Annotated in this window: 22 protein-coding genes; 6 read left to right on the top strand and 16 right to left on the bottom strand. The window is 67.0% G+C overall.

Going from position 1 to position 26,172, the window contains the following annotated elements; all coding sequences use genetic code 11:
- Positions 1–371 precede the first annotated feature (371 nt).
- Entirely contained in the window at positions 372–5,837 is a 5,466-nt protein-coding gene (locus NS6_RS26000) for an ATP-binding protein (RefSeq protein ID WP_068046708.1), read from the top strand.
- Between the two features lie 171 nt (positions 5,838–6,008).
- On the opposite strand, the gene NS6_RS25995 is transcribed toward NS6_RS26000, so the two are convergent.
- Positions 6,009–6,563, bottom strand: a complete 555-nt coding sequence (locus NS6_RS25995) for a DUF8020 domain-containing protein (protein WP_068046705.1) — start codon at positions 6,561–6,563, stop codon at positions 6,009–6,011.
- Positions 6,564–7,016: 453 nt separating this feature from the next.
- Between NS6_RS25995 and NS6_RS25990 the strand changes: the two genes are divergently transcribed.
- Positions 7,017–7,490, top strand: coding sequence for a Uma2 family endonuclease (locus NS6_RS25990; protein WP_245669513.1), 474 nt, complete (start codon positions 7,017–7,019; stop codon positions 7,488–7,490).
- 210 nt (positions 7,491–7,700) lie between these two features.
- Here NS6_RS25990 and NS6_RS25985 read toward each other — a convergent pair whose 3' ends face one another.
- Together NS6_RS25985 and NS6_RS25980 are read right to left on the bottom strand one after the other, a co-directional pair.
- A complete protein-coding gene (locus NS6_RS25985) occupies positions 7,701–8,135 on the bottom strand; it encodes a PIN domain-containing protein (RefSeq protein ID WP_068046702.1) in 435 nt (144 codons plus the stop codon).
- Complete coding sequence (locus NS6_RS25980; RefSeq protein WP_068046699.1) at positions 8,129–8,362, bottom strand: ribbon-helix-helix domain-containing protein; 234 nt, start codon at positions 8,360–8,362, stop codon at positions 8,129–8,131. The genes NS6_RS25985 and NS6_RS25980 overlap by 7 nt, the downstream gene beginning before the upstream one ends.
- Before the next feature lie 252 nt (positions 8,363–8,614).
- Here NS6_RS25980 and NS6_RS36495 point away from each other — a divergent pair, with 252 nt between their 5' ends.
- Positions 8,615–8,980 (top strand): helix-turn-helix domain-containing protein, encoded by a 366-nt coding sequence (locus NS6_RS36495; protein ID WP_084471408.1) that lies wholly within the window; start codon positions 8,615–8,617, stop codon positions 8,978–8,980.
- Here NS6_RS36495 and NS6_RS25975 read toward each other — a convergent pair.
- From NS6_RS25975 to NS6_RS25955, 5 genes are all read right to left on the bottom strand, one after another.
- Complete coding sequence (locus NS6_RS25975) at positions 8,872–9,750, bottom strand: TIGR03854 family LLM class F420-dependent oxidoreductase (RefSeq protein ID WP_068047022.1); 879 nt, start codon at positions 9,748–9,750, stop codon at positions 8,872–8,874. The genes NS6_RS36495 and NS6_RS25975 overlap by 109 nt on opposite strands.
- Positions 9,751–9,874: 124 nt before the next feature.
- Positions 9,875–11,581, bottom strand: a complete 1,707-nt coding sequence (locus NS6_RS25970; RefSeq protein WP_245669512.1) for a hypothetical protein — start codon at positions 11,579–11,581, stop codon at positions 9,875–9,877.
- Positions 11,582–11,887: 306 nt separating this feature from the next.
- Complete coding sequence (locus NS6_RS25965) at positions 11,888–12,700, bottom strand: ABC transporter ATP-binding protein (RefSeq protein ID WP_068046693.1); 813 nt, start codon at positions 12,698–12,700, stop codon at positions 11,888–11,890.
- On the bottom strand, positions 12,697–13,779 hold the full coding sequence (locus NS6_RS25960; protein WP_068046690.1) for a FecCD family ABC transporter permease: 1,083 nt from the start codon (positions 13,777–13,779) through the stop codon (positions 12,697–12,699). Before NS6_RS25960 ends, NS6_RS25965 begins: the two co-directional genes overlap by 4 nt.
- The gene (locus NS6_RS25955; RefSeq protein WP_068047019.1) at positions 13,776–14,747 is read right to left on the bottom strand and encodes a FecCD family ABC transporter permease; all 972 of its coding nucleotides are present in this window, start codon (positions 14,745–14,747) and stop codon (positions 13,776–13,778) included. Before NS6_RS25955 ends, NS6_RS25960 begins: the two co-directional genes overlap by 4 nt.
- 217 nt (positions 14,748–14,964) lie before the next feature.
- Here NS6_RS25955 and NS6_RS25950 point away from each other — a divergent pair, with 217 nt between their 5' ends.
- Together NS6_RS25950 and NS6_RS25945 are read left to right on the top strand one after the other, a co-directional pair.
- Positions 14,965–15,984, top strand: coding sequence for an ABC transporter substrate-binding protein (locus tag NS6_RS25950; protein WP_068047017.1), 1,020 nt, complete (start codon positions 14,965–14,967; stop codon positions 15,982–15,984).
- A 128-nt stretch (positions 15,985–16,112) separates the two neighbouring features.
- Positions 16,113–16,880 (top strand): alpha/beta fold hydrolase, encoded by a 768-nt coding sequence (locus NS6_RS25945; protein WP_068046687.1) that lies wholly within the window; start codon positions 16,113–16,115, stop codon positions 16,878–16,880.
- A gap of 242 nt (positions 16,881–17,122) precedes the next feature.
- Here NS6_RS25945 and NS6_RS25940 read toward each other — a convergent pair whose 3' ends face one another.
- Positions 17,123–18,592 carry an MFS transporter gene (locus tag NS6_RS25940; protein WP_068046682.1) on the bottom strand — a complete coding sequence of 490 codons (1,470 nt, stop codon included), beginning with the start codon at positions 18,590–18,592 and terminating at the stop codon, positions 17,123–17,125.
- 111 nt (positions 18,593–18,703) lie between these two features.
- On the bottom strand, positions 18,704–19,810 hold the full coding sequence (locus NS6_RS25935) for an FAD-dependent monooxygenase (protein WP_068046679.1): 1,107 nt from the start codon (positions 19,808–19,810) through the stop codon (positions 18,704–18,706).
- A 205-nt stretch (positions 19,811–20,015) separates the two neighbouring features.
- Between NS6_RS25935 and NS6_RS25930 the strand changes: the two genes are divergently transcribed.
- Positions 20,016–20,621, top strand: coding sequence for a TetR/AcrR family transcriptional regulator (locus tag NS6_RS25930; RefSeq protein WP_068046676.1), 606 nt, complete (start codon positions 20,016–20,018; stop codon positions 20,619–20,621).
- A 100-nt stretch (positions 20,622–20,721) separates the two neighbouring features.
- Here the strand turns inward: NS6_RS25930 and NS6_RS25925 are convergent, their stop codons facing one another.
- From NS6_RS25925 to NS6_RS25900, 6 genes are all read right to left on the bottom strand, one after another.
- Positions 20,722–22,269: a solute symporter family protein gene (locus NS6_RS25925; RefSeq protein ID WP_068046673.1), complete on the bottom strand. Its 1,548-nt coding sequence runs from the start codon at positions 22,267–22,269 to the stop codon at positions 20,722–20,724.
- On the bottom strand, positions 22,266–22,565 hold the full coding sequence (locus tag NS6_RS25920) for a DUF485 domain-containing protein (protein WP_068046670.1): 300 nt from the start codon (positions 22,563–22,565) through the stop codon (positions 22,266–22,268). Before NS6_RS25920 ends, NS6_RS25925 begins: the two co-directional genes overlap by 4 nt.
- Positions 22,566–22,678: 113 nt before the next feature.
- Entirely contained in the window at positions 22,679–23,680 is a 1,002-nt protein-coding gene (locus NS6_RS25915; RefSeq protein ID WP_068046666.1) for a PDR/VanB family oxidoreductase, read from the bottom strand.
- Positions 23,644–24,378 carry an SDR family NAD(P)-dependent oxidoreductase gene (locus tag NS6_RS25910; RefSeq protein WP_068046663.1) on the bottom strand — a complete coding sequence of 245 codons (735 nt, stop codon included), beginning with the start codon at positions 24,376–24,378 and terminating at the stop codon, positions 23,644–23,646. The genes NS6_RS25915 and NS6_RS25910 overlap by 37 nt, the downstream gene beginning before the upstream one ends.
- Positions 24,375–24,887, bottom strand: coding sequence for an aromatic-ring-hydroxylating dioxygenase subunit beta (locus NS6_RS25905; RefSeq protein ID WP_068046660.1), 513 nt, complete (start codon positions 24,885–24,887; stop codon positions 24,375–24,377). Before NS6_RS25905 ends, NS6_RS25910 begins: the two co-directional genes overlap by 4 nt.
- Entirely contained in the window at positions 24,880–26,157 is a 1,278-nt protein-coding gene (locus NS6_RS25900; RefSeq protein WP_068046658.1) for an aromatic ring-hydroxylating oxygenase subunit alpha, read from the bottom strand. The genes NS6_RS25905 and NS6_RS25900 overlap by 8 nt, the downstream gene beginning before the upstream one ends.
- Between the last annotated feature and the right edge of the window lie 15 nt (positions 26,158–26,172).

Below are 26,172 nucleotides of genomic sequence, written 5' to 3'. Positions count from 1 at the left end.
TGCGCCCGTGGGATCCGGGCCGCCGACTCCATTGCGTCGAGCCCGGGACGCTGGCGCATTACGGCCGCGGCAGTGTAACGGTGTCGGGCGGGCGTGGTATTTGCTATTTACAGGAGGCTCCGGCAGCGACGGGCATACCTCCGGTCCCGCGAAATGGGTGCCGAACGCACCCCTGTCCGGCCGCTCCGATACCCCTTCGACGCGGCCGGTCGGCCGGGCCCGGCGAGCGCGACCGGACCGACTCCGCAAAGATACGTGCGAGTAGCCCCCACACGCTGTGCATTTTCACGTGGTGAAGGGGCAGACTGGCCCAAACGGAACCCGCAACCCCGCCCGACCGGGCTCGTGCTTGCGCAGGAAGGAGTCGGCGAGTGTTCAACCGCATCGCCATCGTTAACCGTGGGGAGTCCGCCATGCGGCTCATCCACGCCGCCCGGGATCTGTCCGCGGAAACCGGGCAACCCATCGAAACGATCGCCCTGTACACCGACGTCGACCGGACCGCGACGTTCGTACGGGAAGCCGATGTGACCTACGACCTCGGCCCGGCGTCCGCACGCCCGTACCTGGACCTGAAGGTCCTGCGTAACGCACTGCTGGCGACAAAAGCAGAGGCTGCCTGGGTCGGCTGGGGCTTCGTCGCCGAGGATCCGGCGTTCGCGGAACTGTGCGAAGAAATCGGCGTGACCTTCGTCGGGCCTTCACCCGAGGCCATGCGCAAACTCGGCGACAAGATCGGCGCGAAGCTGATCGCCGAGGAGGTCGGCGTGCCGGTGGCGCCGTGGAGCCGGGGCGCGGTCGAATCGCTCGACGACGCGCTGGCCGCCGCGAGCAATATCGGTTACCCGCTGATGCTGAAGGCGACCGCCGGTGGCGGCGGCCGCGGTATCCGCGTGATCACGAACGAGGCCGAGCTCGCCGACGCCTACGAACGCACCCGGCAGGAGGCCGTGCGCGCGTTCGGCAGCGGCGTGGTGTTCCTGGAGCGGCTGGTTACCGGCGCCCGGCACGTCGAGGTCCAGGTGATCGCGGACGGCCAGGGCACCGCGTGGGCGCTCGGTGTGCGCGACTGCTCGGTGCAGCGGCGCAACCAGAAGATCATCGAAGAATCGGCCTCACCGGTGCTGAGCGCCGAGCAGACGGCCGAACTGAAGGCCTCCGCCGAACGGCTGGCGATCGCGGTCGATTACCGCGGCGCGGCGACCGTCGAATTCCTCTACCACCCCGGTGAGCAGCTGTTCGCGTTCCTGGAGGTCAATACCCGGCTGCAGGTCGAGCACCCGATCACCGAATACACCACCGGTATCGATCTCGTCCGGGCGCAGCTGCTGGTCGCCTCCGGTGGCCGGCTCAAGGGTGAGCCCCCGGCCGAACGCGGCCACGCCATCGAAGCCCGCCTCAACGCCGAGGACCCCGACCGCGATTTCGCGCCCGCTCCCGGCCGCATCGCGCACCTCGACCTGCCCGCCGGGCCGGGTATCCGCGTCGATACCGGTGTCAGCGAGGGCGACACCATCCCGGCCGATTTCGATTCCATGATCGCCAAGATCATCGCCTACGGCAGCAACCGTGAGCAGGCGCTGGGCCGCTTGCGGCGCGCGGTCGCGCAGACCCGGGTGATCATCGAGGGCGGCGCCACCAACAAGAGCTTCGTCCTCGACCTGCTGGACCAGCCCGAGGTGATCGATGCCAGCGCCGATACCGGCTGGATCGACCGGGTGCGCAACGAGGGCAGGCTGGTCTCGCACCGCCACTCCAGCGTCGCCCTGGCCGCCGCCGCCGTCGACGCCTACGAAGAAGAGGAGCGCGTCGAACAGCACCGGCTGCTGTCCACCGCCGCCGGCGGCCGCCCCCAGGTACAGCATGACAGCGGCCGGCCCCTGGACCTGAAGCTGCGCGGCGCGAGCTACCGGGTGCGGGTCGCGCGGATCGGTGCGCACCGGTTCCGGGTCGGGATCGAGGCGGGTAGCGATGCCCGCACCGCCGATGTCGACCTCGAGCGTTTCGACCGCCACACCGGGCAGGTCGTGGTCAACGGTGTCCGGTATCGCCTGATCACCGGCACACACGGCCCGGTTCACCTGGTCGATATCGACGGCGTGACCCACCGCATCAGCCGTGACGAAGGCGGCGTCGTCCGTTCGCCCGCCCCGGCACTCGTGGTGGCCACCCCGATCGAGGCCGGTGCCGAGGTCGAGGCCGGTGCCCCGGTGCTGGTGCTGGAGAGCATGAAGATGGAGACGGTGCTGCGGGCACCGTTCCGGGGCCGCGTGAAGGAGATCGGTGTCTCCGTCGGCACCCAGGTGGAGACGGGTGCGCCGCTGCTGCGCCTGGAACCGCTCGCCGAGGACGACGACGCCGCGGATACCGCGGCCTCCGTATCGGTCGAGCTGGACCTTCCCGCCGAATCCGGCCAGGTCCTGCCGGACGAGCGGATGGCCCGCGGGCGGCAGGATCTGCGCAGCCTGCTGCTGGGATTCGATGTCGACCCGCACGACGACCGCCGGGTACTCGACGACTACCTCACCGCGCGCCGCGCGGCCGTCGCGGACAATCACCGGCCACTCGCCGAGGAACTCGACCTGATGCAGGTGTTCGCCGATCTGGCCGAACTCAGCCACAACCGGTCGTTCGACGATGACGGCGGCGGTCGTAGTCATGTCCACAGCGCCCGCGAGTACTTCCACACCTACCTGCAGAGCCTCGATGTCGAGCGGGCCGGGCTGCCGGAATCGTATCGGGCGAAGCTCGCCGCGGCCCTCGGCCACTACGGCGTCACCGAGCTGGACCGCACCCCGGCCCTCGAGGCCGCGGTCTTCCGGATCTTCCTCGCCCAGCAGCGCCCCGCCGATACCGTCGAGGTCATCTCGACCCTGCTGCGGGAGTGGCTGCGCGAACCCATGCCCGACGGGGTACTGCGCGAACCGGTCGGTCTCGCCCTGGAACGGCTGGTGGCGGCCACCCAGGTGCGTTTCCCGGTGATCGCCGACCTCACCCGCGGCCTGGTCTTCGCCTGGTACGGCCAGCCGGTGCTGCGCCGCAACCGGGCCCGCGTATACACCGACGCCCGCAAGAACCTCAGCTACCTCGACGCCGACCCGGGCGCAGCCGACCGCACCGAACGGATCGCGCAGATGGTGAGCGCCACCGAACCGCTGGTGCGGTTGCTGGGTCAGCGGCTGTCGCGCGGTTCCGCGGACAACACGGCGATGCTGGAGGTGCTGACCCGCCGCTACTACGGCAACAAGGACCTCACCGATGTCCGCACCCGGCAGGCCGGTGACTGTACCTTCGTCGTCGCCGAACGCAGGGGCGTGAATCTGGTCTCCGCCGCGGTGAGCTTCGATTCCCTCGGCGACACGGTGCGCGGGCTGGCCGAACTGGCCACCGGAACCGCCTCCATCGAAGCCGATATCTACCTGTCCTGGGAGAACCAGCCCGAGGACTTCGAGAATATGGCGGCAGCACTGCACGAGGTGCTGAACGCTGCGCCACTGCCCAATCTGGTCCATCGGATCACCGCCACCGTCGCCGGCAGCGATAACGCGGTGATGCACCACCACTTCACCTTCCGCCCGTCGGCGACCGGCCTGGACGAGGAACACCTCATCCGCGGCCTGCACCCGTATATCGCGCAGCGGATGCAGATGAAGCGGCTGCACAAGTTCGATCTCACCCAGCTGCCGTCCTCGGACAACGAGGAGGTGTACCTGTTCCGGTGTGTGGCCAAGGAGAACCCGGCCGACGAGCGTCTCGTCGCGTTCGCCCAGGTGCGGGACCTGACCGCGCTGCGCGATCACGACGGCCGGCTGATCACCCTGCCGACCGCCGAAAGCACCATCGCCACCTGCCTCGATTCGATCCGGCGGGCGCAGGCCGGGCGGCCGGCGGCCAAACGGCTGCAAACCAACCGCATCGTGATGTACATCTGGCCCACGATCGATATCACCCGCGGTGAGCTGGAGAAGATCGTCGCGCGGGTGCGCCCGACCACGGTCGGCGCCGGGCTGGAGGAAATCCTGCTCATCGCCCGCCAGCCCGATCCGAAAACCGGTGAACTGGTCAAACTGGCGTTGCGGATCACCTTCGACGCGATCGGCGGCACCCAGGTTGTCGTCGGTGAGCGTTCCGACGAACCGGTGGAGCCGCTGGACGAGTACCGCCAGAAGGTGCTGCGGGCCGCCGGCCGCAACGCCGTGTACCCGTACGAGCTGACCGATCAGCTCGGCGATTTCGCCGAATACGATCTCGACGCCGGCCACACGCTGGTCCCGGTCGACCGGCCCAAGGGCCGCAACACCGCCGCGATCGTCGCCGGTGTGGTGACCACGCCGACCGACCGGTACCCCGAGGGCATCACCCGTGTGGTGCTGCTCGGCGATCCCACGAAATCGCTGGGCGCACTGTCGGAACCGGAATGCCGCCGGATCATCGGCGCGCTCGATCTGGCCGACCGGATGCAGGTGCCGCTGGAGTGGTACGCGCTGTCCTCCGGCGCCCGGATCTCGATGAGCTCCGGTACCGAGAACATGGACTGGGTGGCGGCGGCGCTCAAACGCATCGTCGAATTCACCCAGGACGGCCGCGAAATCAATATCGTGGTCGCGGGTATCAACGTCGGCGCCCAGCCGTACTGGAACGCCGAAGCCACCATGCTCATGCACACCAAGGGCATCCTGGTGATGACCCCGGATTCGGCCATGGTGCTCACCGGTAAACAGTCGCTGGACTTCTCCGGCGGCGTCTCCGCCGAAGACAACTTCGGTATCGGCGGCTACGACCGCGTGATGGGCCCGAACGGCCAGGCACAGTACTGGGCGCCGAACCTCACCGCCGCCCGCGGTGTCCTGATGTCGCATTACGATCACACCTACGTCGCCCCCGGCGAGCATGCTCCGCGGCGTGCCACCACCGGCGACCCGGTGGATCGCGATATCTCCGGCTTCCCGCATGTGCTGGCGGACAGCGGTTTCACCACCGTCGGCGAGATCTTCTCCCCCACCGCCAACCCGGACCGCAAGAAGCCGTTCGATATCCGGACCGTCATGCGGGCACTGTCCGACCAGGACCACGACGTGCTCGAGCGCTGGGCCGGCATGGCCGACGCCGAAACCGCCGTCGTCCAGGACGTCCACCTGGGTGGTATCCCGGTCTGCCTGCTGGGTATCGAATCCCAGAGCATTCCGCGGCGTGGTTTCCCGGCGACCGACGGCCCCGACACCTACACCGCGGGCACTCTGTTCCCGCAATCGTCGAAGAAGGCCGCACGGGCGATCAACGCGGCCAGCGGTAACCGCCCGCTGGTCGTCCTCGCGAACCTGTCCGGGTTCGACGGTTCACCGGAATCGATGCGCAAACTGCAACTCGAGTACGGTGCCGAAATCGGCCGCGCCATCGTCAATTTCGACGGTCCGATCGTGTTCTGCGTGATCTCCCGCTACCACGGTGGCGCGTTCGTGGTGTTCTCGAAGGCCCTGAATCCGAATATGACGGTCCTGGCCATCGAAGGCTCCTACGCCTCGGTCCTCGGCGGCGCCCCCGCCGCAGCGGTCGTGTTCGCCGGCGAGGTCGGCAAACGCACCGCCACCGACGCCCGGGTCCGGGATCTGGAACAGCGGGCGGCGAACGCGGGTGGCACCGAACGGGCCGCCCTCACCGCCGAACTCGACGAACTCCGCTCCTCGGTGCGCGCCGAGAAACTGGGTGAGGTCGCCGCGGAATTCGACGGGGTGCACAGCATCCAGCGCGCCGTCGAGGTCGGGTCGGTGGACGCCATCATCCGCGCCGCCGAACTGCGCCCCCGCATCATCGAAGCCATCGAGGCGCGGCTCCGATGATCTGATCGCGCGGTGCACGCGGTAACCGGGTGCACCGCCGAAGTCCTGCTGATGCCCTCGCCGACTCGGTCGGCGAGGGCATCTCTGTCACCGAGGTACGAGCGCCACACGCCTGCGCTCAGCGCCCCGGGTGCCACACCCGGTTCGGGCGATATCGCCCGGCAGGCTCGGTTACCGAGGCGGCAGAATACCCTGGCCGTTCATCACCAGGCCGCCGTTGATGATGCCGCCGATGAGGCAGCCGGGCAGGGCGCCCACGACCAGGAAGATGAGCCCGACCAGGGCACCGATCCCACACCCGATGGCCGCGCCCAGGATGAGCGTTTCGTTACTGGCGATATCCTTCAGCTGGGCGTCCGCCACCGGCGCACCGTTTGCGGCAGCTACGGGACGGTCGATGGTCAGGGAGGTTCCGGCCGCGTCCACCTGCGCGTCGAGACGGACCTGCTGACCCGCGACCTGGTACACCAGCGGCACCTGTTCCAGCACCTGGCCGTCGGCCGCGACAACCTCGACCGAATCCGCGGTGACCTCGAAATTGCCCGATGTCAGAGTGGTGGTCGCGCTGGAGCGGTCCGGCGACCACGCCATCGAGTACCCCACATTCCCGTCCACTTGCCCGGCTACCGGCTGCGCCATATTCGCCTCACCGTGCGCCGTACCGGCCATGACGCCGACGGCCGCGGTGGAAAGCAACGCCGTTGCGGCGATTTTGGCGAATTTCATTGTGTTTGCCCTATCTGTGTTCGAAGTGCTGATCGATCGTGTGGATGATCGCATATCCGGAAGGATTCATTACCGAAATCTCCTTCGGCGCTTCATGATTTGCGTATAAGAGACAGTCACCCACCTACCGGGACAGACCCTGTAGTCCATATCTTTCTCGAACTCCTGCCAGCCAACGCCGCCGTTCGAACTTGTCAGCTCTGGGAACAGAGTCGCGCTCTCGCCACACCGATGGTCTTCCGGGGCCGCAACCCCGGCAACCTCGCCCATCGCGCCGATTTGTTGAAACCCGCACCACCACGGCCCCTGACATTCCGGCGGGTGCCCAGCAGGCCGTGGTCGCGGCCAGTACACCGAGACAAGCCGATACCGAAGTCCGCTGGTAATCTTCCATCAGTATTTCCGCAGGTCGATCCCCGCGGACAGCCGCTGAATCCCACGAGGAGCCGACTCGTGACAGCATCGCATCCCGACGGGCACCCTCGGATCACTGCCGAAGAATTCCTGAATGCCGAGCCGGACGACTTCAGCAGCACATTCGGCGACGTCGAGATCGTGGACGGCCTTGTGGTGCGCTTGATGGCGCAGAGCGAGGCGCACAGTCGCGTGGTGCGCCGCCTCGCCGCCGCGCTGGAGGATGCTCGCGACCCCGCCGGCCCGTGTCGGCGGATAGGGTCCGATACCGCTGTCCGTTTCGCCGACGCGGACGATCACCGGGCCGATCACCGGCTCAATATGCGCTACCCGGATATTTTCGTCCGGGACAGCGAACCCTACGATGTGAACACCGTCCGCGACCATATCGCCCTGGTTGTCGAAGTCGCCTGGAAGAGCACGGTCGATTCCGATACCACCGAAAAGCACAAACTGTATGCGCGCACCGGCATTCCCGGTTATTCGATCGTCCACTTCGACAAGAGCTGGTAAACCATCGACCGCATCGAGGAATACCGCCTCGACTGGTCCGGATTGCGGTAGATGCCCCACAAAGTCCACCGCACCGCCTTTGTCCTGGACACACCGGTCACCCTCGCCATTACCTTCGACGCCCTCCATCGCCCCTGATCGGCACATCCGCCACTGCCGCACAAGAAGCCGTGGCCGCAGTGACTCTTCCGACCGCTGCCGCGCAGGAGTTCAGCGGTCGTCGGGAAGCAGGCGGAATGCTTCCGCACCCACGAGCGGCCGGATAGCCCGAAAGTCACGACGGTCGAGGGTGAGCATGTCGACGGTGCGGAACTCGGCCGCGAGGGCGACGTTGACCGCGTCCGCCAAGTCGAGGTCGAGCCCGGCATAGCGTTGCTGCACCTCCCTAGCTACGCCGAGAACATCACGCCCGGTGTCGGGAACCAGGAAGCGCATGCGGTCGACCTGAGCGAACACGAAGTTCATCACCACGATGCGCTGGGATCCTCCGAATCTGCGCCGAGTCAAATGATCGAGTTCGGTCAGAACCATGGGCGACGCCACAACCGTTCCGGCCTCACGCAGCACCTGTTCACACGCACTGGAGTCGGGGGAGTCCCGGTCGAACGCCGCGAGCAATCCGGAGGTGTCTGCGACGACTAGCACTGGCCGTCTGCCACAGCCCGTCGCACTTCCTCTTTGGTCACCGGCTCACCACCACCGGAGACCTTCGGCCATTCGTCCGGATCATCCCAGACTCGGTACGACAAAGCGGCCAGGTGTATGCCTTCGCGGATGATTTCGGCCTCGGAACGGCCACGCCGCTTGGCGGCCTCTTTGATCAGTGCAAGATCGTCGGCGTCGGCATAGACATTCGTCCGTTTCATCGACATGTACCATGTATAGCACATGTACCGGATTGCACACACGTCGCAATTACTATTGAAGGCGTCGAGTCTCTGGTCGGCAGTTGTCTGTTCATGACGCTCCCCTGGCCCCAAGCTCTGATGTATGGATGACACCCCGAGCGGGCGTCTGATCCAACCCGCCCCGAGGCCGGTTTCAGGTTCAACCAAGCGAGCTATGTGAACTACCAAGCCTTTTTGTCATGCTGTTGACACGGGACGGCACAGGATGGGGAAGCCATGAGCACACAGATCGGCGTCGGCCAGCGCGTCGCGGAGATGCGGAAGATCCTCGGTTGGTCACAACCGCGGCTTGCCGCCGAATCGCATGTCTCGGTGTCATTGGTACGCGCGGTCGAACAGGGGCGGGCTCCCGCGAGTGCGGCGTACGTGTCGTCGTGTGCGCAAGCTCTGAAGGTGGCGCCTGCCGAGTTGCTGGGACAGCCGTATCCGCGAACCAACACCGAGCAGAGCAACATCGCCGGCACAGGTGCGAATCAGTTCTCGCGGGGCAGCAGCTCGGTACCGAAACGGTCCAGGAAACCGTTCGACGGCGCGCCACCGGCGGGTACCACAACGAACTTGCTGAGCCCGGCCGCGAGGTAGCCGTCGATCAACCGGTGCAGATCCGGCCAGCTGCCGGCCACCAGATCCGCCGGATCGGTTTCCGGCCGCTGCTGCCGGAGTTGAGCCGCCAACCCATCCGGGAGGCCGTCCGGCGCGATCAGCAGGGTGATACCGAAATGATCTTCCTCGATCTCCCGGCCCGCCTCGGCCGCCGCCACATTGATCGCGGACACTCCGGCAGCGGCTTCGGCCGGGGTCAGGAAGCTGCCCAGCCAGCCGTCGCCGTAACGGCCGATACGGCGGAACGCCGCCGGTGCGCGCCCACCCAGCCAGATATCGGGTGGGCGGGCGGGTCGTTTCCCCACCCCGGCGCCGCGTACCGAGAAGTGTGCACCGTCGAAATCGACTTCGCCGGCGCGCAATACCGCACGCAGCAACTCCAGCGATTCGTCGAAAACGCTGCCGCGACGGCCCGTGACCGGGAACAGATCGAGCTCGTTCGCGCGCGCCGGTTTCAACCCGAACACCGGCAGCACCCGTTTCGGAGCGAGCAGGGCCAGCGACGCCAGCTGCTTTGCGACGAGCACCGGATGGCGGCCCGGCAGGATCGCCACCGACGTGCCGACCTTGAGACGTTCGGACCGTGCCAGCGCGAACGCCATCCCCACGAAAGGGTCGACAGCCGGGGCGTGGACGAGTTCGGAAAACCACAGCGAATCGACGCCCGCGGCTTCCAGGCGGTCCACCAGGGCCGGAAGTTCGCCGGGGTCGGTATCCGAACCGGTCCCGATACCGAAGCGGATCTTCACCTGGCTCTCCTTCGTCACCGGATACGTTTCTGGCACAACACCCACCCCGGGGCCGGCATTCCGTGGCCGGCTTCCGGCGCGGGCACCGGAGAGCAGCCCCCCGGCACCGCGTCCGTAGCGCCGATCAGCCGGCGAGAGTCTGGCTCGGTTGCAGCGTCGGACCGCAGCCCTCCGTCTGCTGCTTCTCGATAAGCGGTGGAATAGCCGTAGCCGCGTAGTCGCGAAGCTGCCCGAGTTGGTGCTGATCGTGCACAACGTCTTTGCGGACCCAGTCCTCGTCCGGGATGGTCGGGTCCTGGGAGCGTTGCAACACGTAATAGTCGCGGTTGACGCGGGCGTCGCTGGTGATGTTGTTCTCCAGCCACGGTCCGTGGGTGTGGATGAAGGTGGGCCGCAACTCCTCGAATACATAATCACCGAAGGTGGTGTGGTCGCTTCCGGCGATGATGTCGGCCATTCGGGTATGGGTCAGTCCCGCCATATCGATCAGTTGCAACCGCGAGGTCAGCGCACTTCCGCCCATATCCGGGGTGAGCAATGTGCCTTGCTGGATACGGAGGATATCCGCGTAGCCGTTGAACAGGCGGCCGAACCGGAGGGCGATCCAGCACACGGGAACGTCTTCGTCGGCACTGTAGGACGCAGTGTCTTCGGCGAACGCACAGCCGGACGGGATCGCGGCACCGATCAGTCCCAGCGCGACGAGGACCCGCCCGTGTTTACGCAGCTGCGCCACCAACTGCTCGGCGGATAGCACGAGAACGACCGCACCGAGGGTCCACGCCGGGGTGGCGAACCGGAATTGCTCCATCCAGTCCGGTTCCAGCACGCAGTAAGCGATCACTGCCAGACCCAGCGGCACCAGCAGCGCGACAACACCGTCACGCCACCTGCCCGGCCGCCACAGTGCAAGCCCGCCCACCACGACAGCCGCCAGCACCACGGGAACACCCACGTACTGCGCCAGCTCCCCCACTCTGGCCAGGTCGTACACGGAGGGCAGCGCCTGATGTTTGGCGACAGCGGTATTCGGAACGAACCGGCCGAACTCGATGATCCGCCACAGCAGATAGATCCCGAAGGGAATCGCGAACGCAAGTCCGGAATACAGTCCGCACCGGAGCGCCGCGGGCCAGGTCGCACGCCGCACCAGGATCACCGAAATCAGTGGGTACGCGGCCAGATAGATCAGGCCGTCGGGACGAGTCAACGCGGCGAAGGCGGCCAGCGCTCCGGCCGCCACCGCCACCGCCGGTGTCCACAATCGGTCGTCGAGCACCGCCAGGAAAAGGTGCACAGCCAGGACGCACACCGTCAGCGCGAACAACGCGTTCTCCAGGCCGGAAAAGCACCAGATCACGAAGGAGGGGATCGCGGCCAGGACAGCGCCTGTCGCAAAAGTCACCAGTGCGGGCCACCGTGACACCCGGCGGGCGGCGGCATAGCACGCGGCGAGGATCCCCATACAGCAGATCAGCGCGACCGCCTTCGGGTACAGGGCGTAATCGGGGATACCGAAAATGGCGCCGCGATCGAAGAGCCCACACCATTTGCCCACCGTCAGCACGAAAAGCCAGGTCGGGTTGGAGAACCCTTCCACCGGCGCGGCACCGGGCTGCAATACCGGCCCGAATCCTTCGGCGACACTGCGCGCATACGCGAAGGTGATGCCCGCATCGTCGACGATCCAACTGCCGTACTCGGCCGCGCGCCACCCCAGCAGCACGGCACCACCCAGTACGGCCGCCAACGGGGCCGGCCACGACCGGCTACGGCGCTGCGGCGCCTTCTCCGAGACCTCTACTGCACCGGGTAACTCCGCCGTCAGCACTACAACACCCTCCGCTTGACCGTGCTCGCCCGGCCGTGACAAGGCCGACGCCGCACGAGGGGCCACCTTGCCGACTCCGGCGGCCGTTGGCAAACGGGGCAGCGAATTCCCTTGCGTCCTTGCACTCGACAAGGACGCCACGCGGCCCCGTAGTGCCGTCTTGTCCCGGACCGGTACCAGCCTGCTGCGCAGTCGGCGCAGAGCTGGATATTCTCGCGGCGCCCGATAGACGGACCCGGCCGTGCCGGACACCAGCGCCGGATGCCGTACGGAAGGCACGAAGTACGGAGTACGAGTCGTTCGGGGTTACGTTCCGGTCGAGAGCGTGCCCAGCGGGATGACGTGTGGGCGGCCGTGGGTGGGTTCGCTGATGACCTGGGCGCTGAGACCGAATACCTCGTGCAGCACGTCCGGGCGGACGACCTCGTCGGGCCTGCCCTGGGTCACGATGGCGCCGGACTTCATCGCCACCAGGTGGTCGCTGTAGCGGGCGGCCAGGGAAATGTCGTGGAGCACCATGACCACGGTCCGGTTGTGTTCGCGGTTCATGCGCACGATCAATTCCAGCAGTTCCACCTGGTGTGCCAGGTCCAGGTAGGTTGTCGGCTCGTCGAGCAGCATGATGCCGGTTTCCTGGGCGAGGGTCATGGATATCCAGGCGCGCTGGCGTTGTCCGCCGGAAAGTTCTTCGAGCCTGGTGCCGGCCAGGTCGAGGATGCCGGTGCTGGTCAGGGCGTGCCGGAGCGTTTTCTCGTCGAGGACGGAGAACTGCTCGTACCACCGTTGCCGCGGGTGGCGGCCACGGGAGACGAGGTCGGCGACGGTGAGACCGGGTGGGGCGGCGGGTGATTGGGGCAGGATGCTGATGCGGCGGGCGACCTGCCGGGTGGGTTGGCTGCCGATGGGTGAGCCGTCGAGCAGGACGCGGCCGGAACGCGGGGCGATGAGCCGGCCGAGGCCGCGCAGCAAGGTCGATTTACCGCAGCCGTTGGGGCCGATGATCGAGGTCACCGATCCGGTCGGGACGTCGAATGTCATCTCGGTGACGACGTCGGCGCCGCCGTAGCCGAGGGTGAGGTTCTCCGTGCGTAGTACGGACTCCGTGGCCGGACGACTCACGTAAGCCTCCTCTGGTTCCGCAGGACGAGATAGATGAGATAGGGCCCGCCCAGCACCGCGGTGGCCACCCCCACCGGCAGCGATACCGCCAGCGCGTTGGCGGCGACGGTATCGGCGACCAGGACGAACACCATGCCCACCAGACCGGACAGGAAAATCGGCGGGACGGCCGCCCCGGTGAGCAGGCGCGCGATCTGCGGGCTCGCCAGGGCGACGAATACGAGCGGCCCGGCGACGACGACACCGGTAGAAGCCAGGAGCGTCGCGAGCATCAGCGCGCACAGCCGGAGGCCGCCGATCCGTACCCCGAGGCCGATCGCGATATCGTCGTCCATGGTGAGCAGTACCAGCCGCTGCGCCAGCAACAGCGCACCGGCCAGCAGGGCGAGGGCCAGCAGGCCCATCGGCTGCACCAGCAGCCAGTCTGTTCCGTTGAGGGAACCCGACATCCAGGTCAGTGCCTGGGCCGCGTTGGTGACATCGCCGAGTGTCAGCAGCCAGGTCGTCAGGCTCACCGCCAGTCCGTTGATGCCGAGACCGACGAGCACCAGGCGGTAGCTGTCGAGAGTCCCGGACCAGGCGAGCAGGTACACCACTATCCCGGCCAGCACGCCGCCGGTGAACGCGGCAACCGGTAATCCGATCTCCGCGGCGATACCGCTCAATCCCGCCGCCCCGCCACCGGCCAGCACCAGCACCGAGACGGCGCCGAGCGACGCACCGGCGGTGACGCCGAGGATATCGGGGCTGGCAAGGGGGTTACGGGCGACGGTCTGGGTTATCGCTCCCGCCATGGCCAGGCAGCCGCCCGCGATGATCGCCCCGACGGTGCGGGGGGCCCGGAATTCCGTCACGGCAAGATGGACCCGGGTATTCGACTCGTCGCCGAGCAATGCCCGGACGACCTCGTCGAGCGGTAGCGCGGAGCCGCCGTTGGCAACATGGATCGCAGCGGCAGCCAGGACGAGCAACACCAGCGCCACCCCCGTTGTCAGCGCGCGCGGTGCGATACGCACGGAGACCGGCCCCCACCGGGCGACACGGGTGGGGGCGAGGAGGTTCGAGGATGCGCCGCTCATACGGTCACCAGCCGCCGGCGGCGGGCGAGAAGCACGAAGAACGGCGCCCCGATCACCGCGAGCACCACCCCGACCGACAGCTCGCCGGGGCGGGCGATGACCCGGCCCGCGGTATCGGCCAGCAGGATCAGGACGATCCCGAACGCGGCCGCCGCGGGTACCGAACGACGGTAGTCGGCGCCGACAAGGGCCCTGGCGATATGCGGTACCAGCAGTCCGGCGAAGGCGATCGGCCCGGCCATGGTGACAGCGGAACCGGCGAGCAGTGTGATCGCAGCGATACCGGCACACCGGGCGCGCGGTATCGAGGTGCCCAGCGACCGAGCCGTATCCTCGCCCAGTGCCAGCGTATTGAGCGCGCCGATGTTCAGTACGGCGAGCAGCAGGCCGGCGGCCACGAACGGCCACATCGCTTCGATCGTGTGCGGGCGCGCCGCCAGTGAACCGACCTGCCAGAAACGCAGGGTGTCCAGGGATGCGCTGTCCAGCAGCGCCAGGCCGGTGACCAGGCCACCACAGAGGGCGGCGACGGCAGCCCCGGCAAGCACCAGGGTGACCGGCGTCGCCCCGTGCCGGGCGGCGGTGCCGACCGCGAATACCACCACGCTCGCCACCAGTGCCCCGGTGAAGGCCAGCCCGGCTTCGGCGTGCACAGGGAGGCCGCCGAACAGGAAGGTCGCGGCGACGATCGCGAGTGCTGCCCCTTGGTTGATACCGAGCAGGCCCGGTTCGGCGACCGCGTTGCGCGTATGCGCCTGGGTCAGGATTCCGGCGACACCCAGGCATGCTCCGGCGGCGATACCGATGAGCGTGCGGGGCCAGCGCAGTTCGCGGATCGTCACGTCCATATCGGTTCCGGTGGGGGTGAAGATCGCATGCCACGCCTCGGCCAGGCTCGACGGACTGCTGCCGACACAAACGCTCACCAGGATCGCCGCCACTACCGCTGCGAGGGGTACGACGGCCATGACCAGCGGTGAACGTGCGGAGCGGAGGCTGTTTCGCGCCGGGAGCGCCGCGGTGTTCGGGGAGCCGGGCGGATCCGAGGTGGTGTCGTTCAGCACCGGTGCGCTCGCGAATGCGGTGTCGACATCTCGGTACTCCTTGCTAAGGTCAGCCCTACGTTGGGCAGCCTATCCTTATTCGGCTACTTCCTACAGCCCGGCCCGGATGAAAGGTCACCTCATGAGAGGCACGTCCACTCGATCGATCGCGCGGCGATCACTGATCTCTCTCATGGCATGCGGGCTGGTGTTCGCGGGCGGGTGCAGCGGTTCCGGGGAGACGGAACCGGGCGCACAGGCCGGCGACGGCGCCGCGATTTCGGTGGAACACGCCATGGGCACCACCACCATCGACAGCCCGCCGGAAAGGGTCGTCGCATTGGACCCCAGCTACGCCGATGCGGCACTGCTGCTCGGCGCTCCCCTCGTCGGCTATGTCCAGTACCGCGCGGACCCGGGCAATCCGTTCCCGGAGTACCTGGGCGATATCGACGACAAGGTCGCCGATTCGGTCAATGTCGGCACGACGGCCGAGCCGAACCTGGAGCAGATCCTGGAGCTCGAACCCGACCTCATCATTTCGGCCAAGGTGCGGCACGAGTCGCTCTACGATCAGCTGACCAAGATCGCGCCCACCGTGTTCTCGGAGACCACCGGCCCGACCTGGAAGCAGAATATCGTCCTACTCGGCGAGGCACTGGGCCGTAAGGACAGGGCCGAAGAACTGATCACCTCCTATGCGGAACGCGCGGCCGCGGTCGGCGAGCAGATCCGGGCCGAGCAGCCCGACATCACGTATTCACTGGTCCGCTTCGTCGGCGAGGACACGGCCCGGCTGTACTCGGGCAACTCGTTCATCGGCGAGATCATGACCGATATGGGTATCCCGCGGCCGACCGGCGCCCCCGACAGCACCGACACCATTTTCACGCCGCTGTCGACGGAACAGATCCTGAAGGCCGACGCGGGCATCGTTATGGTCTCCGCCTACACCCCGCCGGGCGGGGAAGGCGATTCCAGCCGGGATCAACAGGCCTCTTACGAAGCCAACCCGCTGTGGCAGCGCCTGTCGGGAGATGTCCTCCATGTCGACGACGAGCCCTTCGTGCTCTCAGTCAGTATCCAGGGCGCACATGCCTCGATCACCGCGCTGGCCGAGCACTTCGGGGTCGACCCGCGCAACGACCTGATCCCGGAATAGACACCGGTCTCCCGGCTCATGGGCGGGCGTCCGGCATGGGCAGCCGCCACTGCCACCGCTGCTGCCGATGATTTCGGGCGGCCTGACCGGTCGGAAGTCGAGAGGTATTTCGACGAGAGGAGCAGCGAGTGGCCGGCTACGCAACAGTGAACGGTGTGCGCACCTGGTACGACGTGGCAGGAGACGGGGAACCGCTCGTGCTCCTGCACGGGGGTTTCTCCGACTCCGCAGATTTCGACGACAACTTACGGACCTTGTCCGGGCAGTTCCGGGTATTCGTACTCGACCGGCGCGCGCACGGTCGTACTGCCGACGTTGCCGGACCGGTCGGCATCACCGCACTCGCCGATGATGTCATCGCATTCCTGGAACAGGTTGTCGGCGAACCTGCTCATCTCGCCGGCTACAGCTCCGGCGGATTCGTGGCGCTCGCGGTGGCACTGCGGCGACCGGAACTCGTACGCAGGCTCGTCCTGATGAATACCGCCGCCGACAAAAACGGCTGGGTAGTACTGCCGGAACCGGACGGTGGCGCCGATTTCCCTGCCGAAGTAGTCGACCGATATGCCGAGCTCTCCCCGGACGGTCGCGATCATTTCGCGACGATGGCCCGGAAGTTCGCCACCGTGGAACATGAGGGCCTCGACCCGGCCGGGGTCGGGTGCCCGACGCTGCTCCTCGGCGCGGACGACGATATCGTGCACCTGTCACATACGCTGGAAATGTATCGGGCAATACCGCACGCGGCCCTGGCGATTCTGCCCGGTACCCACCTGCTGCTCTGGGAGCGGCCCCAGCAGTGCACCGGGCTCGTCGCGGAGTTCCTGGAAACGGATCCGCTGCGCCTCATGCCCATTCGTCACCATCGAGAACCGGACAACGTCGGATCGCCTTAGCGTGTATCGAAGTGCCGGGCGGGGCGGGCCGGAAAATGGCCACAACCTGCGGTTCAGGTCTTGACTGGCGGCCGATCCGGAGGACACTGGAGATACACCGGAACAACGGAGAATGTGACGGATTCGACGAAGACGTTCGGAGAATCGCGATGACATCCTTCCGAGGTCCGGCCAGGCCCCCGGCAAGCCAGTCGAAATCCGGAACAGTCAGCGACGACTGAGGTTCAGGAATCCGATGGAGACTACCGGGGACTGTTCTGTCCGGGGGTTTCCGATACCGGTGCGGCAGTCCTTTTGCGTGCCAGCATGATTGCGGGAACCGCGGCCAGGACGAAGAGCCCGCCCGCCATGGCGACATAGAGGTGCACACCGGTCGCCGTGCTCACCGCGGCACCGTCGGCAACAGTCCCGGGGGCTCGATTCGCCTCGAGTACCGCGTTCCCCGCGAAGCTGAAGACGACGGAGCCGAGCGCCATCACCACCGATACCAGCCCCGCGAACGTGCCGTGCCGCTCGGGCGCGGCGATACCGGTCGCCAGGTTGTATCCGGAGGCGCCGATGGCGCCGGCGGCCATGCCGACCATCGCCGCGCAGGCGATCGCCAGCGGAAGCACCGATACGCCCGCCAGCATCGCGAAGGTCGCCAGCGCCCCGACGGCGATACCGCCGACCAGAGGCAGCGCGGGACCGAACCGCCCCGCCAGCCATCCGGCGCCTGTACCGCCGATCACGATGCCGAGATTGGGGGTGGCGAGCAATACTGCCACCGTCTCGCCGTCGCCGAGCCCGTAGCCCAGCCCCAGACCGGAAGGTACCTGGGCGATGAGGCTCGTCAGTTGCAGCATGCTCCGGAAGGAGCCCGCCGCCAGCACCACAGCCAGCAACGTGAGCAGGATCGGGCGGCTGAGCGCCCGCAGGTCGATGAGCGGTTCGTCGACCCGCAATGCGAGATGCACCCAACCCGCCAATGCGGCGGCACCGGCGGCCAGCAGCGCGATCATGCCCGCGGACAGCCATCCGAGGTCTTGGCCCAGGCTGATGTAGGCGAGTACCGCGCCGAGGCCGCCACCGAGCAGGAACGCGCCGGCCAGATCGATCCGGCCGGTGCCCCGGATCGGCGATTCCGGGATGAAGGTTCGCACGCTGAGCGCCGCGACGGCGGCGAGCAGCGCCGCCGTGACGAACACGCTGCGGTAGCCGAACACGTCGATGACCGGCTGCATCAGGAACGGTTCGATGATCCCGACCACCGCCGAACCGGAGGTCACGAGCCCGACGACGGCCATCGCCACCTGCGGGGTGCAGATCTCGCGGGTGAGTGCCACCGTCAGGAACACCGCGGCGAATGCGGCCCCCTGAAGGAAGCGCCCCACCAGGAATATCCAGATGTTCGGGGCGGCCGGACAGATCAGTGCTCCGGCGCAGGCGAGGAGCAGCGTGCCGATGAGGACCCGGCGCTTGCCGAAGATATCGGAACTCTTCGCGAGCAGCGGGGACCAGATCGCCCCGGCGAGCATCGCGCTCGCGTTCAGCCACGCAGCCTGACCGGTATCGAAATGCTCCAGCAACTGGGGCAGGACCATCATCGGCGAGCCGATGGCCACATCGGCCAGGACGTTGGCGAGGGTGAGCACGGCCGCCCAGAGGACGAGCCGCTTACTCCAGCGGTGCTCTCGCCCCCCGCGGGCAGCGTTTTCCAAGGTGTCTGTCACTGTGCTTCTCTCAGCGCGTTGGGGTGAGGTCCCGGCGAGCAGTGCCGCTGCGGCAGAGCGGGGTCGTGGGGTGGTTCGATTTCCGGGGCTCGAACTGTTGCCATGCGGGATTCAGGGCGCGCCGTGCGCTTGCAGTGCCTTGTTCCGGGCGGCGATGGCGGCCCAGGTGGGTGGCACTATTCGATCGCGACCGCTGTCGGCACGGCCCTGCGCGAAGGTGACATAGGGACGCTGCCGGGCTTCGTACCGCGCGAACGCTGTGGTGTGATCACCGCACCGTTCGAGTTCTTCGGCGAGGAAGCGCGCACCGGTGAGCGCGAGGGAGGTGCCCCGGCCGGACAGGTAGGCCGGGCTGTAGCCCGCATCCCCGACGAGGACGACGCGACCGCGGTGCCAGGAGGGCAGGTGGATCTGGCTCGCGGCAGTGAAGTAGAAATCGGGGTCGGCGCCGGCCGCATCGAGGAGCTCCGGGATCCGCCACGACCGGTGGCCTGCGAAGGCGTCGAGCAGGATCTTTTTCTGAGCGTCCGGGTCGTGGTGGTCGTAGTCGATCGGTCCCGAGCGGAATTGGAAGTTCGCCACGGCCTTGCCTCGGTACCGGAACACTCCTGCCATCCGGCCGGGGACGTTGTAGATCGAATTGATGTTTTCGCTGTGTGGCTCGGCCGGGAGATCGGCGAGGGCGAAGTAGACGCCGAGGTGACGGAGGTAGTTGTCTTCGGGCCCGAATACCAGTGTGCGTACCGCGGAATGCCGGCCGTCGGCACCGATCACCAGGTCGTACAGCCCGGTGCGGCCGGACGCGAAACATGCGGCGACGCCGTCGCCGGTGGCGGTGAGCGTTTCGATTGATTCGCCGAACCGGATCGCTGCGGTATCCGGCAGCGCATCGGCGAGAATTCGGACAAGGTCCGCACGGAGAAGCTCGATATCGCCGTCGGAGTCGTTGATCTCCGCCAGCGGTATCCGGGCGATCGGCTCGCCCCGGCTGTCCACGAACTGGGTGAGCTCCGACATCCGGACTCGCTGCGCGCGGATCTTCGCGAGCAGACCCATTTTGTCCGCGACCTCGACCGCATCGCCGCGAATATCGATGGGTGTGCCGGTGAGCCGGAGGTCGCGGGCGTACTCGACAACGGTGATGTCGTGGCCGCGGGTGCCGAGCTCGAGTGCGCAGGCGAGCCCGGCGATACCGGCTCCGGAGACGAGGATGTTCACGTGTGCGCTCCAGGTTTTGCTGAGGTGGGTTGCGATTCGACCGCAAGTCGCCGGGCGAGCCCGCAGGGCAGTTCGGCGGGTCGCTCTTGCAGCGACCCGCACTAAAAGAAACAATCTGTGGCTTTTAGAGTAGCTACGATCGGCTTGCACCGCAACGCCGCACCTGGCGACAATCGGCATCCGAGCAGAGAAGATGAGGTGAGCGATGGCCGAACCGACCGCCGACCGGCCGCACGCACGGCGCCCCGGTGGCCGCAACGCCCGGGTACGCGCGCAGATCCTCGCCGCGACTGCCGAACTCGTCGCGCGCGACGGTATCGCGGGCTTCCGGTACGAGGAGGTCGCCGAACTCGCCGGCGTGAACAAGACCAGCGTCTACCGCAACTGGCCCGACCGCGAGGAGCTCGTGGTCGAAGCATTGCTGCGCTACGCCGAGGATCTCGCCTCGGTCGCCGATACCGGCGATATCGATCGGGACCTGGTGGACTTCGCGCTGGCCCTCGCCGGCGGCCTGGAAACACCGTTCGGCCGAACCCTGGCACAGGCCGTCCAGCCCGCCCGCCAGAACTCCACCGTCGAAGCACTCACCAAAGTCCTCGACCAGCGCGTGGCCGCCCTGCGGCGCCGTATCGACACCGCCGTCGACCGAGGCGAGCTCCCGCCGGTGGACAGCTCCTTCCTCGGCGAGATGATCTCCGGTCCGGTGCACCTCATCGTCGACCGCGGTATGCGCCCGTTCACTCGCACGGATGCGGAGCGCATCGTCGCCGTCGTGCTCGCCGGTATCCGGGCGAACACATTGCGCGGCTGAGCCGGCGGCGAGCACCAGGCCCGCGGTCGGCACCCGCGATCACACGAAAATCGCCGGCCACCCCCTCATCCGGGGTGGCCGGCAACGAATCCACTGTCCGTCAGGACGACACGGCGACCGGTTCCTCCGGCGTCGTCGTCCGTCCGGTCAGGGCGCGGGTGCGCAGTGACCGGAACACCGCACCGGCAGCCGAGGCATCGGCTCCCTTCGGTGCCGTCGCGAAGGCCACGAGCACCGAGACGGCGAAGGAAATCGGGGCGACGGCCAGTGCCGGGTTGGAGAACGGCAGCAGCGAATCCGGGCCCTGGACGACCGGGCTGAGCAGGATCACCGCGATCGACAGGACGAGGCCGGTGACGATGCCGGAGATGACCGCTCGGGCGGTCATCCGGCGCCAGTACAACGTCAGCAGGAGGGCCGGCAGGTTCGCACAGGCAGCGATCGACATCCCGAGCGAGGCCAGAAACGCCACGTTCTGCCGCTGCGCGGCGAAGGCGATCGCCACACCGACCAGACAGGTGGCGACGGTGGCGATACGAGCCGCGCGGTGCTGGGCAGCCGGCGACACTTTTCCGTTACGCAGTACCTGCCCATAAAGGTCGTGGGCGATAGCACCGGAGGTGGCGATGACCAGCCCGGACAAGGCCGCCAGAATGGTCACGAAGGCGACCGCGGCCACGAACGCGAGCAGGACACCACCGCCGAGAGTTTCGGCGAGCTGCGCGACGGCGAGATTGCCGCCCTTGTTCTCCGCGGCGATGGTCTCGGGGCCCACCAGCACGGCGGCACCGTATCCGAGCACCGGGATGATCAGGTAGAAACCGAAGAAGATCCAGATGGAGGTGTAGGCCGAAGTGCGGGCCTGCCTGGCATCGGGCACGGTGAGGAACCGGATCATCACATGCGGAAGGCCGAGTACACCGAGTACCAGGCCGACGGTCTGCGACAACTGGTCGAACGAGGCGGCGTCACCGGAGCGCTGCGGCGCGACGAACTGCTGACCGAATTCGGCGAGCGCGGTACTGAACGGCCCGAACGGGTTGAAATCGAAGCGCACCAGTACCAGGACGAACAACGCCACCGCACAGACCAGCAGCAGACCGGTTTTGATGATCTGGATCCAGCTGGTGGCCAGCATGCCGCCGACCAGGGTGTAGGCGGTGGTGAGGGCGCCGATGATCAGCACCGCGACCGCATAGTCCAGGTCGAACAGCAGTGATACCAGCAGCGCCGCGCCCACCAGCTGCGACACCAGATAGACCACACTGATCACCACGGTGCTGATCGCCATCAGCGACCGGACATCCTTGCCGGGGAACCGGGTGGCCAGCACATCTGCGAGGGTGAACCGGCCGAGGTTACGCAGTGGTTCGGCGATGAGCAGCAGTGCCAGCACGAAGGCGACGGGGACGAACACGGCGAGATAGAAGCCGTTGAACCCGGTGAGCGCGATAGCACCGGTAACGCCGAGGAACGATGCGGCGGAGATGAAATCTCCGGCGATCGCGACGCCGTTCTGCCGGCCGGTGAGCGCCCCACCGGCAACGTAGTGGTCGGCGGCGGACTTGTTCCGGCGAGACGCCCACGCGGTGATGCCGAGGGTGACGACGACCAGGGCCGCGAAGAGGGAGGCGGAGACGAGGTTCATGCGCGGGTGCCTTCCTGCGCGACCCGGGCTTCCAGTGCGGCAGCGCGGGCCATGTAGTAGCGGGCCACCACGATCGCGATGACGAACTGCACCAGGGCGTAGATCCAGGCCACGGTGACTCCACCGACGACCACCGCATCCAGTGCCGAGGTGAAACCACCCAGAATGGGCAGGGGGAAGAACAGGATCAAAACGATCGCGCTCAGCCGGAAAACCAGCGATTGCCGTTCGCGTGCCAATTCTTCCAGGCCGGAATTCCCTGGGGAATCAGCAGAATTGGAGGGGGAATGGTCCATAAGAATCATCTTTCGGGCTGTGTGATTTCCTACACAGTAGGGGGCCGATATGACGACGGACATGCGAAGAATTCCCCCTGCGAGTACGGAATTCCTTTATCTGCCGATCGCGATCAGATCAATTCGATGACGAGCTTCGGCGATTTCGACCGGGAGACGCAGAGCGCCATCTGATTACCGGCCGCCTTGTCCGCGACCGACAGGCAATTGTCGCGGTGTTCGGGTTCGCCCTCCAGCACATTCGATACACAGGACCCGCAGATACCTTCTTCGCAGGATTTGAAGACGTCGACACCGTTGTCCTCGAGCACCGACAGGATGGAGCGGTCGGCGGGGATCTCGAAGCTCTCGCCGGTGTCGAGTTCGACGGTGAATGCGGTATCGCCGCTGATATCGATCTCGGCCGCTTCGAAATATTCGGTGTGGAGATTGGTCTCACCGACCACGGGTGTCACGATCTCGGCGACAGTCCCCATGAAACCGGTGGGGCCGCACGTGTAGACCACGCTGTCACGGGTCAGCGTGGCGGCGACGGATTCGAGCACCTCGCGCTGCTCGTCGCGGGACAGCCCGGTATGCAGGCGAACGCGGTCACGAAACTCCGCGCGGTTTTCGAGCAGGTCCGCGAACGCGGTCTCCACGCGGTCGCGGCAGATGTAATCCAGCGTGAAATCCGCTCCGCTGGAATACAGTTCGTACGCCATGCTCAGCAGCGGCGTGATCCCGATTCCGGCAGCGATCAGCGCGTGCCGGTCGGCGCCGGAAACGATACCGAGGATATTGCGCGGTTCACCTATTTCGATGATGTCGCCCTCGCACAACCGGTGCAGCGCGGCCGACCCGCCGCGCGATTCCGGTTCGAGTTTCACCGCGATGGCCAGCGTCGCGGTCTCCGCCGGTGGCCCGCACAGCGAATACTGGCGCAGGATGCCGGTCGGGCCGGTCACGTCGATATGCGCGCCGGCGCGGTAGGGTCCGAGCGGGGCCCCGTCCTCCCGCGCCAGCCGCAGCAACCGGATACTCGGCGTCTCCGAAACGATCGCGGAGACGACCACTTTGCTACCGGACACCACAACTCCTAACGCATGTAGAGGCCGCCGTTGGCGTCCCAGCATGCCCCGGTGACCGATGCGGCGGCCGGCGATGCGAGCAGGGCGACCATATCGGCGATGAATGCCGGATCGCCCAGACGTCCGACGGGGATGGATCGAGCGAAGGCGTCGAGGTTGTTCTCCCCGACGATGTCGTGCACGACCGGCGAATCCTGCGGACCGGGCGAGACGGCGTTCACCGTGACTCCCGAGGGGGCGAGTTCGCGCGCGAACACCTTGGTCAGCGAGATGACCGCGCCCTTGGCCGACGCGTAGTGCCCGCCGGTGGCGGTGCCACCGTTCTGGCCGGCCAGCGAGGCCATGTTCACGATCCGTCCGTAACCGTGTGCGGCCATATGGGTGCCGAACAGCTGGCAGGCCTGGAATGTCGCGCGGAAGCCGACGGCCATGACCGCCTCCAGTTCCTCGGCGGTGATCTCCATGAGAGGCCGGGCCTGGGTGCGGGCGGCATTGTTCACCAGCACCTGGACCCCGCCGAAATCGGCGACCACCGTGGCGAGCAACTGCTCCAGGGACGCTTTGTCCGCGACGTCGACGGTATATCCGCGCGCGGCACCGCCCAGTTCCTCGGCCAGCGCCGACGCGGCAGAACCGGCCAGGTCGGCGATGGCAACCGCGTGGCCGGCGGCGTGCAGCCGGCGAACGATATGCGCACCCAGGCCGTTCGCGCCCCCGGTGACCACAGCGACGGGCGGGGTCACAGCAGGAATCCCGCGGCGGGAACGGCGTCCTCGCTGTCGACCAACCGGATCACCTTCAAGGCGATCCGGTCGTCGGCGGGCGTCGCACCGAGACGGATACGGTATTCGATATCGCCGGCCCAGATATCGTGACGGCCGCGTTTGTAGGCGACCAGGATCTGCGCGGCCCGCAGGTGTACCTCGTCGTCGGTGACGGTTTCCGGGACGAAGCGCGATACGGTGCGGGTGGTGACGGCGGCGTCGACGGCGGCGAGAGCGTAGCCCTCGGTCATCCGGACCACGCGCATACCGCGCATGCGGGCGTCGTCGTAGATCATATTGAGGGTGTTGTCGAAATCATCGGTGCCGCGGTCGATCGGCACCACATAGCGGCCGTCGGCGGTGTAGAGGTCCTGCCAGGTGTGGTAGTCCTTGCGGTCGAGCAGGTCGGCTTCCCGCCAGCTCAGCTCGATTGCCCGGGTGATCCTGGCGTCGGTGAACAACCTTGTGGGGGTCAGGGTTTCAGTCATCGCTCATCATCTGCTTCCACTGGTGATAGGCGGCGCGCATACCGGTCTCGTCGGTGACGTGGGAGGTGGGCCAGCCCTCCGGGCTCGGCTTCTCCCGTGCCAGGCCGCGGTTGACCAGGATCGGCATATCGGGGGCGGCCCGGGCGCCTCGCTGTACCCGGTCCCAGCCCTCGGCATCGTCGGGGGTGCCGAAACCGAACGGACCCTGGAAATGTTCGTGCACCCGCATCCGCGCCCGGTTGACCGGATTCACGATCTCGGACGGCCCGTCGGGGCCGATAGCGATGTGCTCGATCGTGGTCTCGTCGACGGCGACGGGGCGCAGCACGCGGAAGAACGCCGCCGACATCGACACGTTCGGGAACAGGTTGAGGTTGAACCCGGTGCCGTGCATAGCGCGGACCAGTTTGCGGATCGCGGCATCGTCCAGGCCGGTGGTCTTCAGCTCGGCGATCAGGTCGTCGAAGCGGGCCTGCAACGGTTCGCTGCCGTCGTCGGCGTCCAGATCGGAGTGTTCGGGAACCATCTGCATGACACTGTGCCCGTTGCCCAGATCATGGGTGACCGCGGCCGGATCGGTCATGAACGACATCATATCGGCGGTTTCGGCGTCGACCGAGGCCATCCAGGAGCGATGCACGATCGGGAAGTGGTAGCCGTCGGTGGTGTTCTCCAGCTGGATCTTCCAATTCCCATGGAAGGCGAACCGGTGCGTACCCAGCACCTTGATCGGGTAACCGCCGCCCTGTTTCATGAACCGGTCGATCCACAGCTTGGCGTCACCGAGGAAATCCTCGAGCGATTCGATCTCTTCGGCGAAGGTCGCGAACACCATGCCGCCATAGGATTCGGTGCGCAGTTTCCGCAGGGACAGGTCACCCTTCTCGACCACACCCTCGTAACCGTCGGGGTACGGGATACCTCGGAGCTGACCGTCCAGACTGTAGGACCAGGCGTGATACGGGCAGGTGAAACCGTTGGCGACGCCCTGCTTCTGCTCGCAGATACTGGCCCCGCGGTGCCGGCACCGGTTGAGCAGCGTATTCAGCTGTCCCTTGCGGTTGCGGGTCACGATCACCGGCTGCCGGCCCACATGGGTGGATTTGAAACTGCCCGGTGTGGGCAGCTCGGATTCGTGGGCCACCCAGATCCAGGTGCTCTCGAAGATCCGGGCGATCTCCTGCTCGAAGATCTCCGGGTCGGTGTACATGCGTGCGGCCACCCGATCCTCGGCGACGAGTTCGGCCGGTGCTGCACTGTGGGCTGTCATGATGCCTCCTGGCAG

The organism is Nocardia speluncae NBRC 108251 (genome assembly GCF_001613245.1).
GTDB lineage: Bacteria > Actinomycetota > Actinomycetes > Mycobacteriales > Mycobacteriaceae > Nocardia > Nocardia speluncae.
The sequence above is the reverse complement of the archived record's forward strand: the minus strand, read 5'-3'. Positions and strand labels throughout refer to the sequence as shown.

Excerpts from the sequence above, each read along its gene's own strand:
- NS6_RS25995 (WP_068046705.1), bottom strand. The coding sequence starts at position 6,563 with ATGAAATTCGCCAAAATCGCCGCAACGGCGTTGCTTTCCACCGCGGCC.
- NS6_RS25980 (WP_068046699.1), bottom strand. The coding sequence starts at position 8,362 with ATGTCGATGAAACGGACGAATGTCTATGCCGACGCCGACGATCTTGCA.
- NS6_RS36495 (WP_084471408.1), top strand. The coding sequence starts at position 8,615 with ATGAGCACACAGATCGGCGTCGGCCAGCGCGTCGCGGAGATGCGGAAG.
- NS6_RS25960 (WP_068046690.1), bottom strand. The coding sequence starts at position 13,779 with ATGAGCGGCGCATCCTCGAACCTCCTCGCCCCCACCCGTGTCGCCCGG.
- NS6_RS25955 (WP_068047019.1), bottom strand. The coding sequence starts at position 14,747 with ATGGCCGTCGTACCCCTCGCAGCGGTAGTGGCGGCGATCCTGGTGAGC.
- NS6_RS25950 (WP_068047017.1), top strand. The coding sequence starts at position 14,965 with ATGAGAGGCACGTCCACTCGATCGATCGCGCGGCGATCACTGATCTCT.
- NS6_RS25930 (WP_068046676.1), top strand. The coding sequence starts at position 20,016 with ATGGCCGAACCGACCGCCGACCGGCCGCACGCACGGCGCCCCGGTGGC.
- NS6_RS25925 (WP_068046673.1), bottom strand. The coding sequence starts at position 22,269 with ATGAACCTCGTCTCCGCCTCCCTCTTCGCGGCCCTGGTCGTCGTCACC.
- NS6_RS25920 (WP_068046670.1), bottom strand. The coding sequence starts at position 22,565 with ATGGACCATTCCCCCTCCAATTCTGCTGATTCCCCAGGGAATTCCGGC.
- NS6_RS25915 (WP_068046666.1), bottom strand. The coding sequence starts at position 23,680 with ATGCTGGGACGCCAACGGCGGCCTCTACATGCGTTAGGAGTTGTGGTG.
- NS6_RS25905 (WP_068046660.1), bottom strand. The coding sequence starts at position 24,887 with ATGACTGAAACCCTGACCCCCACAAGGTTGTTCACCGACGCCAGGATC.
- NS6_RS25900 (WP_068046658.1), bottom strand. The coding sequence starts at position 26,157 with ATGACAGCCCACAGTGCAGCACCGGCCGAACTCGTCGCCGAGGATCGG.